11 protein-coding genes and 1 tRNA gene are annotated in these 11,620 nt (G+C 56.9%); all 12 read right to left on the bottom strand.

What is annotated here, in order from left to right:
* Positions 1-401 precede the first annotated feature (401 nt).
* The 12 genes from M3P21_RS18575 to M3P21_RS18620 all read right to left on the bottom strand — a co-directional run bounded on the left by M3P21_RS18575 (position 402) and on the right by M3P21_RS18620 (position 11,454).
* Positions 402-1,178, bottom strand: coding sequence for a hypothetical protein (locus tag M3P21_RS18575; RefSeq protein ID WP_249712436.1), 777 nt, complete (start codon positions 1,176-1,178; stop codon positions 402-404).
* 786 nt (positions 1,179-1,964) lie between these two features.
* Positions 1,965-2,345: a hypothetical protein gene (locus M3P21_RS18580; protein WP_249712437.1), complete on the bottom strand. Its 381-nt coding sequence runs from the start codon at positions 2,343-2,345 to the stop codon at positions 1,965-1,967.
* Positions 2,342-3,376, bottom strand: a complete 1,035-nt coding sequence (locus tag M3P21_RS18585; protein ID WP_249712438.1) for a hypothetical protein — start codon at positions 3,374-3,376, stop codon at positions 2,342-2,344. The genes M3P21_RS18580 and M3P21_RS18585 overlap by 4 nt, the downstream gene beginning before the upstream one ends.
* Positions 3,377-3,510: 134 nt before the next feature.
* A complete protein-coding gene (locus M3P21_RS22780) occupies positions 3,511-3,972 on the bottom strand; it encodes an HNH endonuclease family protein (protein ID WP_373320076.1) in 462 nt (153 codons plus the stop codon).
* On the bottom strand, positions 3,965-4,198 hold the full coding sequence (locus M3P21_RS22785) for a helix-turn-helix transcriptional regulator (RefSeq protein WP_373320077.1): 234 nt from the start codon (positions 4,196-4,198) through the stop codon (positions 3,965-3,967). The genes M3P21_RS22780 and M3P21_RS22785 overlap by 8 nt, the downstream gene beginning before the upstream one ends.
* A 172-nt stretch (positions 4,199-4,370) precedes the next feature.
* A complete protein-coding gene (locus M3P21_RS18590) occupies positions 4,371-5,381 on the bottom strand; it encodes a tyrosine-type recombinase/integrase (protein WP_249712440.1) in 1,011 nt (336 codons plus the stop codon).
* Between the two features lie 121 nt (positions 5,382-5,502).
* A tRNA-Val gene (locus M3P21_RS18595) sits at positions 5,503-5,577 on the bottom strand.
* Positions 5,578-5,595: 18 nt separating this feature from the next.
* Positions 5,596-5,988, bottom strand: a complete 393-nt coding sequence (locus tag M3P21_RS18600) for an HU family DNA-binding protein (protein ID WP_249712441.1) — start codon at positions 5,986-5,988, stop codon at positions 5,596-5,598.
* A gap of 178 nt (positions 5,989-6,166) precedes the next feature.
* Positions 6,167-8,581, bottom strand: a complete 2,415-nt coding sequence (lon, locus tag M3P21_RS18605; protein ID WP_249712443.1) for an endopeptidase La — start codon at positions 8,579-8,581, stop codon at positions 6,167-6,169.
* 254 nt (positions 8,582-8,835) lie between these two features.
* Positions 8,836-9,243, bottom strand: coding sequence for a DUF6636 domain-containing protein (locus M3P21_RS18610; RefSeq protein ID WP_249712445.1), 408 nt, complete (start codon positions 9,241-9,243; stop codon positions 8,836-8,838).
* 99 nt (positions 9,244-9,342) lie between these two features.
* Positions 9,343-10,473: a tRNA guanosine(34) transglycosylase Tgt gene (gene tgt / locus M3P21_RS18615; RefSeq protein WP_249712447.1), complete on the bottom strand. Its 1,131-nt coding sequence runs from the start codon at positions 10,471-10,473 to the stop codon at positions 9,343-9,345.
* Positions 10,474-10,542: 69 nt separating this feature from the next.
* Entirely contained in the window at positions 10,543-11,454 is a 912-nt protein-coding gene (locus M3P21_RS18620; RefSeq protein ID WP_249712448.1) for a nucleoside hydrolase, read from the bottom strand.
* Between the last annotated feature and the right edge of the window lie 166 nt (positions 11,455-11,620).

Below are 11,620 nucleotides of genomic sequence, written 5' to 3' on the forward strand. Positions count from 1 at the left end.
TAGGCGAGGTGCTACCAAGCAACTAAGCTGCATATGAAAACCCTGAAGACAACAATGGCAACACAATCTTGCACTCCCCCCGCCCAAAACCAATGCGTGGGCATGTGATGCGATCGCTGGTAGGTGCGATGTCAGGCATGCACCCCTATGGCTGGCTTATTGTAAGACCAATCATTTTCAGATCGTCCTGCCCCCTCTAGCACCGGTTAAATGGCGCTTTTCTCGGACAAGTAGGACGCAAGCACTGCTTCGACCATCTCCGTGCGCACTTTTTCCCACTATAGTTGATCCACAGGTTCAGTTTAGACTTTGATTTGGCGCATCACATTCGAAAGATGCGTTTCTGCGAAGCGCTCTGATCAAAAAAGGCTAACCGCACGACGGATCGTCTCTGTTAAGTATCAAACGCTAGCTACGCGCATAGGTCTAAAGTTCGGGAACAACTTTCGTTCCCATTTGCTATCTTTCAACCACTGGTAGCCAGTAAGCATGGCGGTCGGTTCGATAAGCTCAGGATGTTCCCGAAGCATTGGTTCGCACATTCTGACCATCAGCGCCAATCGGAGCGCTCGTTTTGTATCGTCCAGTTGCGCGATCTCAAGCTGAAGCGCTTCTGTTTCTTTGCCAAGCTTCTCTTCGGTCTCATTGTCGCTCAGGATCGAAGCTAACGTCATTACCAGCGCAGCATCACCTTCACTTACTTCATAGTAGTGATGCAGAGATGCAATCGCCGAACGCCAATAAGCGATGAGGAGCGCGCGCTCGTTTGCATCCAGCTCTTGCCAGTTCGTTTCAGCGATAGACGCACAGTGCTCTGTTGTAATCGGATGGCGAAGCTTTCTTTGCGGCGGCGGCGGCGGTGGTGTGTAAATCCCTTTACTATCAAAAAAAGTTCGCCTGAGCCACGCACCCAGCCCCACCAACAACAAGCCCGCGATATAACATACTACGCCGAGCAACGGCACCGCCATGCCTAATGGGCGAGCAGCGCCTTGATCTAAGGCACTTGCGATGGGAGAATTTGGATCAAAAGCATCTGACAAACCATTGGAAACAAATAATACAGCAGCTAAAGCAATCGGGATTGCGATCCAGTTCGCGTTTAGCTTGGGGAGCAAGAAACCAACGAATACAAACGGAACCACAAGGACTAAAATTTGCGCAATCGTACTTTCCAATTTAGCCTCCGTTAATATGGAACCATGCCCAACTAGCAATACCCCCGGGCACTCTATGCGTAAATATCAGGCCCAGTTACTTTGCACTACGCTGTGGTTAATGCAAAACACTGACCCGCGTTTTGCGGACTGGCCGTCACCAACAGTCACCAAGCCCGAAAAATTCGCTACGAAGTAATACCCGAACGACCTCAACCAAGCTGCTTCATACAATAGTGTTCATCAGATCATGATGCGAACCATAGGCAAATCGACACGCCTATGTTCTTGTTCTGCTTCACGCCACCTTTGATCCAGCCATTCTGCCAATCTGAGCGCTGCATTGTATCTGCCCGTCGCTTGCAACCAAGTCGCCGCATCGCGAAGCGAAATCACGACACGATTGCTTGAAACTCGTCGCGCGGGCGGACCTTTTCCCCGCAGCCGTGACATCCGCAACGTATTGGGCTTGATCCCGCAGACCCGACAGAATTCGTGCGCATAGATTGTACCGTCGCGACGTATCATTCGTACCAGATCAGGTGCGCTAGTAGCATAGTCGACAGAAGATTGAGTTAGACCTATCGGCGTTTCCTGAAGCGGCTGCGCCGCGTCAGGTCGTTGTTCATTCGTTGTCATCGGTATTCTCATCTTCGCTTACCTTGAGCCCATGCCTAAGCGCTGCTTCGATTACCATTTGTTTCATCATCTTCTTGCGATGCAATTCTGCCAGCATGCTTTGCAACCTTTGGGTAGGTGATGGCTGCACCCTGAGCGGTCGCTGCCTTAAAACGCGATTTCTTGCCATCACGCCAACTCCCGATTGAGCAGAACCACTTGGCCTACTGCACCAACACCAGCTTGCTTTCGCCGTGCAAGTTCATGCCCGTAGCTACTGAACAACCGGTGCAGGACTAAGACGCCATCATCGCGCTGCCTCAATAACCCAGATTGACGCAAGTCTCGAAACCCTCGCAGCGCGGCCTTGCGTGACATCTTCATCGACGCCGCGGCTTGTGCAATTACAGCCTCGCCACTACTGGCGCGGCTCGTGACCCGGATCATACCCATTAGCAAGGTCGCCGCATCTGGACCCAGCAAATCAAACGCGCGGCATGCTCCTACATCGGACAGATTGATCGGCTGCGATGGCCCCATATTCAGTGCCTTGGTCTCAGTCGCGATCATCCGTACGCCTCCCTACTTACTTGTGACTTGTCAGTTTCATCTCCCTCGAAGACTGCCAACAACTCATCGAATTTCTCATCGCCAGAAAGATCATCTCGGCTCGCTATCTCATGTGCCCGCCGAACCAATTCATTTGTTCGCCTTGCATGTTCGTCCAGCAAACCCAACAACTTATGAACCTTAGTTTGATCCTCGTTGTGCTGGTTCAACAAGCGCGTCATCTGCCGCTCAGTTCGTTGAGCACTCGACAACTCGCGTGCGCGTTTCGTGATGTCGTCTGCTGGGTGCTCAGGCAATTCAGCGCGCACAGACAGGTCATCATCACCGAAACGCAGACTAGTAACCGACTGCGTCGCCGATCTCACCATTCCGCCCGGCCCTTGCATTGATTGCCAGACGTTCAGCAATGCGCCATCGGCACCAATCACCTCCAACTCACCCGATCGCTGGGCCTCAACCAAACCGTTGATAACATCGCCTAGTGTCGGAGGATTTCTTCTGATGACCTTGAACGTTTCCGCAAGCCAGCTTTCCACTTCGCTGCCATCGGTGCCGCCAGTCCACGCCTCTCGTTCGGCACTCGCTATCAACTCGGCTTGCTTCAATGCGCCAATGATGCTGTTCAACACTCGTTCTGGTGATGCATCAATAATGCAAAACGACCGCGCTGGAAGGTCAGCCATTTCCAGCACGAACTCGCCTCCATTGCCCGCCTCATGCGTCAAGAACGCAGCGTCGTTGGTGACCCGTACAAAGGCGTCGCCATTTTCGTCTAAATCGGCTTGGCTCCCATGCCATCTGATGTCGTCATCCGCCACATGTTCAAGCCGCAATCTAAGCGCATCCAAGACGGCGTCGGTGAAGTTGCCGCAGGCGACAGACCTAGCGATGCGCAAACGTATCGAGGTTTCGTTCTGTGTGATGCGCTTCTGGCCCGGCGCACCGTGTTGAGTACGCAGTGCCGCCACAAACCGGTTGGCACCTTTTGACCACTTTTTGAAAGCACTCGGCGGTTGCAATTCGATAGGCAATCGCGCACCTCTCGCACCCCACCGACGCTTGATCTGTGCGAAATCTGGCTGTTCGGAGGTCGGGTGGCGATTTCCCTCCAACCACGGGTATAGTTGGGGGGAAATCGCCACCCTGTCTGAAAGAGGTAGCCGCTTCATTCGTCCGCCCATCTGCCTTGCCTATTTCTGATCTGGCCAACAGTGGATTGTGCGATGCCATGGTCGTGGGCAATGATCCGCTGTGACCGTTTATCCACTCGAATGGCCGCCACCGCTTGCGGCGTTAGATCGACTGCCCTTGGATGCCGCTCCCCGCGCTCTAATACACCGTGATCATAAGCATCATGCGTGTTCTCACTAGGCGACCCAACCATCAGATGGTCGGGATTAACGCACGCCTCGTTGCCACAAATGTGACGCGTATGCTGTCCCTTGATAGGCGCTGCGATTGCTTGTGCGATCGTCGACTTACGACCTTGGTGCTTGAATGTTGGACGGCCCCCAGTATGGGATCGATCAACGAACATACATCCAAACTCGTCAACGTGCACACACTCAGTCTCGACGATCTTAAATGCTCGTATCCGAGCCGAAGTCTCCCAAGTGCTATCAGCCATGTCCTACCCTCCTTCCATTTTCGATTGAAGCGACCTTACCGTTCAACCAAGCGTCGAGTTCGGCAGCTTGGTATCGAATGGTTCGCCTTGTGATCTTGACAGCATTTGGGCCTTCGCCGCGCAATCGCATCCGCTTAAGCGTACTTGGGCTAATCCCGAGGCGATGGGCGACCTGATCCGGGGTCAACAAGCCGGATGGACTGGATGCAGATGATACGTCTGCCACGGCACTCTCCTATGATTTGATGGGTGCGCCGTGACATCAACCTTAGCGTGTCATCTTCGTACGACTTATGGCCAGATCGTAACTAATCGGACCGACAAAGTCAAATCTTCCAGAATAATTAATGCATAATTATCATAGCTTTGTGGGACAATGCACAACAATTCCATGTTCGTTATTCGGCGGCCAACTTCGCCGCAATACTCACTGCATTGAGGTGCGTGTATCTGAGCAACATGCGCGTGTCGCGATGCCCGCTTATCAATGCTACTTCGGGCAGCGAAAAGCCACGCTCGAAGAAGTTGCTGATCGCCTCGTGTCGACAGTCATGAAAACGTAAATCTCTTATCCCTGCTCTGCGCACGATCCTGCCCCATGCGAGTTGCACGGCGTTACCCTTCATCGGAAACACATGTGCGTCAGGATTAGAGTTCCTTTCGTCCTCGCGTAGCCGATCGAACATTCGCAACGCTTCGCTTGAAAGAGGAACCGTTCGGGCATGACCGTTCTTGGATGTTCGTAACCGAACTACCGACAAACGCGTGTCGACATCGCACCAACGGATCGCTAACAACTCACCACGTCGCATGGCGGTTTCAAGAGCTAGCGTGATCAGCGGCTGCAACAACGGGTTTTGATATCTACCTGCACAGTCTAGAAGAGCAACGCGTTCCTCCGTCGTGATCCTACGTTCACGTCGATTGCGCACAACCGGCCTACGAACCTCCCGCACAGGGTTTACTGGGAGGGGCATGCCCCAATCCCGTTTCGCAATATCAAGCGCATGCTGAACAACCCCTAAGTATCGACAAACGCTTGCAGGTTTCATTCTCTTGAGCCGATTGTCTCGCCACTCCGAAAACTGTTCTGCCCGCAATCTGTCCAAACGCGTGCCGCATAGTTTGACATCATCCCTCAAGATGCTTTCGATCATGCATGCTTCGTTCCGGCCTGCTTGTTTACGAGAAATTACTTCGCGCATATAGCGCTCAAGCATGTCGCCAAGCGTAGCTAACTTCAATCGTGACAGATCGACAGACAAATGACCACGTTCCGCACTTGTTTCTACTTCGCGCGCCCATGTCGACGCATCTTTCTTGGTTGTGAATGTCTTCGAAATGCTTGTGCCATTGAGGCGAACTTGCGCCTGCCAATTTCCGCTCGGGCGCTTCGAGATGCTGGCCATTGCTGCCTTCTCCGCTGGTTAGCGGGTACTCGTTGCAGCGCAGTTGCAGCAGTACCGATCATTAGTGACTACTTTGGCCGGACGATCAGCATTCAAGCTGCTGATTTAAAACAAGAAACAATGGTGGGTGATAAGAGATTTGAACTCCTGACATCTTCGATGTGAACGAAGCGCTCTACCACTGAGCTAATCACCCGTGCGCGCGGTATTAGCGCTAGTCGACAGGCTGCGCAAGAGGTTCTTTTTCCTGCCCCACCCCCGCTGCCGATTGCCGCAGCCGGCAGATCACGACCCGGCCATTTGCCTTTTCTTCGCTGCGATTGATCTTGAGTTTTCCGAATGGCTGCAGGTTCAGTTCCCGCCCTTGCGCAACCGTTTCGCCGAGGATCTCCAGCAGCGCCTCGACCGCCGGTTTGGCGTCCTTTTTCTTGACACCTGAACGGGCAACCACCTGCTCGATCAGCTCTTTCTTGCGCAGCTCTGGCGCGCTCACGACCGGTGAGGATACGGTGACCACTTTCGGTTCCGGTGCTGCGGTGTCAGCCGGTTTGGGTGCTGCGGATGTCTTGCGCGCGTCGCTGGACGTTTTGGTGGATTTCCGTGCCATTGCCTGCCTCACTGAGTGACTTTTGAGGCAAGTTTAGCGGGCCACACCCGTAATTGCCACAACCGCTAGTGATTGAGCCATCTTTGTCGGTCTCTGGTCCCCAAGTGCAACATGAGCCCCAGAAACGATGCAGGGCGGACCAATCGGCCCGCCCCGTTGATGTCAAACAGGTGTCGCGTCAGTGCGCGGTCGCAACAGGCCCCTGCCCGGACGCAGCCGTTGTGGCGCGGGCTGCAGCGGCCTCTTCCTCGGCTGCCTCATCCCATTCGATGGGTTCGGGCGTTGAGATCAGCGCATGTTTCAGCACCTCGGACACATGGGCCACCGGGATGATATCGAGTCCTTCCTTCACATTGTCGGGAATCTCGGGCAGGTCCTTTTCGTTTTCCTGCGGGATCAGCACTGTCTTGATTCCACCACGCAGAGCCGCAAGCAGTTTCTCCTTGAGCCCGCCGATGGCCAGCGCATTGCCGCGCAGAGTGACCTCGCCGGTCATGGCGATATCCTTGCGCACCGGGATTCCGGTCAGCACCGACACGATCGAGGTCACCATGGCCAGACCGGCGCTGGGGCCGTCCTTGGGCGTGGCCCCCTCGGGCACGTGCACATGGATATCCCAATTGTCAAAGCGCGTCGGTTTGATGCCAATCTGCGGGCTGATCGAGCGCACATAGCTCGAGGCCGCCTCGATGGATTCCTTCATCACGTCGCCCAGCTTGCCGGTGGTCTTCATCCGGCCCTTGCCCGGCAGGCGCAGCGCTTCGATCGACAGCAACTCGCCCCCCACCGATGTATAGGCCAACCCGGTGACAACACCGACCTGATCCTCGACTTCGGCGAGACCATAGCGGAATTTCGGCACGCCCAGGAAGTCATCCAGATTGTCTGGCGTCACCTCGATTGACTCGGCCTCTTTCTTGATGATCCTGGTCAGCGATTTCCGGGCCACCTTGGCGATCTCACGTTCCAGATTCCGCACCCCCGCCTCGCGGGTATAGGTGCGGATCATCTCGGTCAGCGCCTCGTCGGTCAGGGCGAATTCCTTGTTCTTCAGCCCGTGGTTCTTGACCTGCTTGCTGATCAGATGCTGCTTGGCGATCTCACGCTTTTCATCCTCGGTGTAGCCGGCCAGCGGAATGATCTCCATCCGGTCGAGCAGCGGCCCGGGCATGTTGTAACTGTTCGAGGTGGTCAGGAACATCACGTTGCTGAGGTCATATTCGACCTCCAGATAGTGATCCATGAAAGTGTTGTTCTGTTCCGGGTCCAGCACCTCGAGCATGGCCGAGGCCGGGTCACCGCGGAAATCCTGCCCCATCTTGTCGATCTCATCCAGCAAGATCAGCGGGTTGGTTGTCTTGGCCTTTTTCAGCGCCTGAACGATCTTGCCCGGCATGGAACCGATATAGGTCCGGCGATGGCCGCGAATTTCGGATTCGTCCCGAACGCCGCCCAGAGAGATGCGAATGAACTCGCGCCCCGTCGCCCTGGCAACGGACTTGCCAAGCGAGGTCTTGCCCACACCCGGAGGGCCTACAAGGCACAGGATCGGGCCTTTCAGCTTTTTCGAACGTTGCTGCACCGCCAGATATTCGACGATCCGCTCCTTGACCTTCTCAAGCCCGTAATGATCGTCATCAAGGATCTGCTGCGCCTTGCCGAGGTCTTTTTTTACGCGCGACTTGGTGCCCCAGGGAATCGACAGAATCCAGTCGAGATAGTTGCGCACCACCGTGGCTTCAGCCGACATCGGGCTCATGTTCTTGAGCTTCTTCAGCTCGCCCTCGGCTTTCTCGCGGGCCTCTTTCGACAGTTTGGTCTCGGCAATCTTGGCTTCCAGCTCGGCAACTTCATTGCCGCCATCCTCGCTGTCGCCCAACTCCTTCTGAATGGCCTTCATCTGCTCATTCAGATAATATTCGCGCTGGGTCTTCTCCATCTGGGATTTGACCCGCGTCTTGATCTTCTTCTCGACCTGCAGAACAGACATTTCGCCCTGCATCAGCCCATAGACCTTCTCCAGCCGCTCGCTGACGCTCAGCGTTTCCAGAAGGTCCTGTTTCTGATCCACCTCAATGCCCAGATGGCCCGCGACAAGATCGGCCAGCTTCGCCGGTTCCGAGGATTCGCCGACAGCGGCCAGCGCCTCTTCGGGGATGTTCTTGCGCACCTTGGCATAGCGTTCGAACTCGTCGCCGACCGAACGCAGCAGCGCCTCGGTGGTGGTCACGTCGCCAGGAATTTCGATCAGATATTCGGCGCGCGCCTCAAAGAAATCCTCGTTCTCCAGAAACTCGGTGATCTGCACCCGCGCCTGCCCTTCAACCAACACCTTAACGGTACCATCGGGCAGTTTCAGCAATTGCAGCACGTTCGCCAGAACACCCACCGTAAAGATGCCATCAGCTTCGGGGTCGTCGACCGCCGGGTCGATCTGGCTGGACAACAGGATCTGCTTGTCGTCCTGCATCACCTCTTCCAGCGCGCGGACCGATTTCTCGCGGCCCACGAAAAGCGGTACGATCATGTGCGGAAACACCACGATGTCGCGCAAAGGCAGGACGGGGTAGGACGAGTTGAGAGGCTCTTGCATGCTCTTTCCTTATCATTGGCAAGACGGCGCGGGTCCCTGATGCAGGCAACCTCTGGCCATCTCCGGTCTAAGAGGGGTGAAATGGGGCGCGAGCGCTCACATTTCAACCTTACCTGTACGCGACCCACAATGGCGCGAAGCCCGAAGAGCCGCAAGGCGATAACGTGTCACATTCGGGCAAAACCACGCGATACGGGACGGCGGGCGGGGCGATCCGCGCACCGCGCGGGAGCGCCGTTTCGCAGTCCCAAAAATCAAAAAACCGATTGCACCGCGCGCGAAAGAAAAAACCCGTGACCATCCAGATTGCGGCAATCGAGCCCCTTGCGCGAGGAATGGCAGGTAAACCCGCCAAACCGCCCGGTAATGCCATACTCAGCCCGATCATAGCCACCCCGGCTGTGGTTGAGCGGCGCGCAAAGCATCTGCACCGGGCCGGTATCATACATCAAAAAACTGTGCCCCCAATCCGAGGCGCAGCTTGCCGGGCGTGGCAATGCGGGGGGTCCATATCGCTCAATGATGGTGCATTCCAGATCCGACGAGCCAGCCCCCTGCCCCACCACGCATTGAATGTTCTCCGACGGGGTCTCAAAAGTCCAGACATCCGCCAGGACCGGCGCAGAAAAGACCAGAAAACAAAAGGAAAAAATGCGAAACATGTGACCCCTCCAATACAAAAGGCACTCGGAAAACACCGGCTGAAATTCACCGCCAGTCTAACCTGGGATCACACATTTGTCACTTTGGGTGCCGTGCTCTCACAGCGGGTCGATATCGCCCTGCACACGCTGATCGTGAAAACCCGCCTGCCACGCCTCAAAGCTGCCCGCAGCAATCGCGTTGCGCATGTCCGCCATGATTTCCTGAAAATAATGCAGGTTGTGCCAGGTCAGCAGCATGCCCGAGATCATCTCGTTGGCGCGGAACACATGGTGCAGGTAAGCGCGCGAATACTGCGAACATGCCGGGCAGGTGCAGGCCTCGTCCAGCGGGCGCGGGTCGTCGGCATGGCGGGCGTTCTTGATGTTGACCACGCCAAACCGCGTGAACACCTGCCCGGTGCGCCCCGAACGCGACGGCAGCACGCAATCCATCATGTCGATGCCACGCGCCACCGCGCCCACGATATCGTCGGGCTTGCCCACGCCCATCAGATAGCGTGGCTTGTCTGCGGGCAGCATATCGGGCGCATATTCAAGACAAGAGAACATGGCCTCCTGCCCCTCACCCACGGCCAGACCGCCCACCGCGTAGCCGTCAAAGCCGATCTCGCGCAGTGCCTCAGCGCTTTCCTGGCGGAGATCCTGTTCCAGCCCGCCCTGCTGGATACCGAACAAGGCATGGCCAGGCCGATCACCAAAGGCCTCACGCGAGCGCTGCGCCCACCGCATCGACAGCCGCATGCTTTCCGCGATCCGGTCGCGGTCGGCAGGCAATGCCGGGCATTCATCGAAACACATCACGATATCAGAGCCCAGCAGCCGCTGGATCTCCATTGAGCGTTCCGGCGTCAATTCGTGCTTTGATCCGTCGATATGGGATTTGAAGGTCACGCCCTTCTCGGTCAGCTTGCGCAACCCGGCCAGCGACATAACCTGAAACCCGCCCGAGTCGGTCAGGATCGGCCGGTCCCAGTTCATGAACCTGTGCAAGCCCCCCAGCCGGTCGATGCGCTCGGCGGTGGGGCGCAGCATCAGGTGATAGGTGTTGCCCAGCAGGATGTCCGCGCCGGTGGCGCGCACGCTTTCCGGCATCATCGCCTTGACCGTCGCCGCCGTGCCCACCGGCATGAAGGCCGGTGTGCGTATCTCGCCGCGCGGTGTCGCGATTACGCCGGTACGCGCCTTGCCGTCACTGGCATTCAACTGAAACGAAATTCTGTTGGTCATATCTGCGCTCCGGATCGCTCAACCGGGCGGGATGTGCCCGATCAGCCTCGCCAATGCAAGGGCACCGCTTCAGTGCAGCGATGCGATCCTGCTGGTCAGCAAGTGCATGACCGCTTGCGTATCCATGTCCCGGCAGACCGAGACCCGAGGGCGATCCTCGGCAGGCTCGGTCGCACCTGCGCGATCCCCGTCCGAGGGCACGCGGATACCACTCTCAACCATCTCGAAGAGGTCCGGATGTGTGCAGGCCACCACGGCTGTCGGGTCCTGCAACCCGCAGCCATCAATTCCCAGGGTGACGCAAAAGAAGTTCAGATGAGATTGCACCGCCCGGTTCAGAAACCCGCCCACCATCGGCGACGCCGCCGACAAAACCGCGAAATCCGCGATGCCATAGAGCGGCTTGAGCGTCACATCCAGCCCAACAAGCGTAATCGGCAGACCCGAGGCGAACACCGCGTCCGCGGCAAGCGGATCGCTCAGCATGTTGGCCTCGGCGGCGTCGGTGGCATTGCCGGGTCCTGCAACCGCGCCACCAAGCACGATCACCCGGCCCGGCATCCGGGAGAATTCGGGGTCCAGTGCCAGCGCCTCGGCGATGTTGGTCAGCGGCCCCAACGCAATGATGGTCAGGTCCTCGCCATGTTCGCGCGCCATGCGCAGCAGAAACTCGGCGGCGGGTTCGGCGTGCTCGACGCCCAGATCGGGAATTTCGGTCACATCGCCGAACCCCTGGCTGCCATGCAGATGGCCGCTGGGCTGAAAATGCGTTGCCCCCAGCGGTGCCTCTGCCCCGCGCGCCACCGGAATGTCGAGCTTGAGCAGATCAGCCAGATAGCGCGCGTTGCGGCTGGCCCGAGAGATATCGGCATTGCCGTAGATCGTGGTCAATCCGACCAGATCGATTTCGGGCGCGGCGGCGGCATAGGCGATGGCAAGCGCATCATCAATGCCGGGATCGGTATCGAGAATGACCTTCATTCCGCAAACCTACGACAGGATATGCCATTCTCAAACCCTGATTTTGCGCACTTGGCGCAAAAAACCGCTATATGTAGACTTGGCGCGGATCTTTGGCGAAACACGGTTAGGACTTGAAGCAACCGCGAAACCCGCCATACCTGTCTTGAAATCGGACGACTCAACC

Source organism: Ruegeria spongiae (genome assembly GCF_023502395.1).
GTDB lineage: Bacteria > Pseudomonadota > Alphaproteobacteria > Rhodobacterales > Rhodobacteraceae > Ruegeria_C > Ruegeria_C spongiae.

Bases quoted from the DNA above. Each gene is read 5' to 3' on its own strand.
- M3P21_RS18600 (WP_249712441.1), bottom strand. From the start codon at position 5,988: ATGGCACGGAAATCCACCAAAACGTCCAGCGACGCGCGCAAGACATCC.
- lon (WP_249712443.1), bottom strand. From the start codon at position 8,581: ATGCAAGAGCCTCTCAACTCGTCCTACCCCGTCCTGCCTTTGCGCGAC.
- tgt (WP_249712447.1), bottom strand. From the start codon at position 10,473: ATGACCAACAGAATTTCGTTTCAGTTGAATGCCAGTGACGGCAAGGCG.
- M3P21_RS22780 (WP_373320076.1), bottom strand. From the start codon at position 3,972: ATGGCTGATAGCACTTGGGAGACTTCGGCTCGGATACGAGCATTTAAG.
- M3P21_RS18620 (WP_249712448.1), bottom strand. From the start codon at position 11,454: ATGAAGGTCATTCTCGATACCGATCCCGGCATTGATGATGCGCTTGCC.
- M3P21_RS18580 (WP_249712437.1), bottom strand. From the start codon at position 2,345: ATGATCGCGACTGAGACCAAGGCACTGAATATGGGGCCATCGCAGCCG.
- M3P21_RS18590 (WP_249712440.1), bottom strand. From the start codon at position 5,381: ATGGCCAGCATCTCGAAGCGCCCGAGCGGAAATTGGCAGGCGCAAGTT.
- M3P21_RS18610 (WP_249712445.1), bottom strand. From the start codon at position 9,243: ATGTTTCGCATTTTTTCCTTTTGTTTTCTGGTCTTTTCTGCGCCGGTC.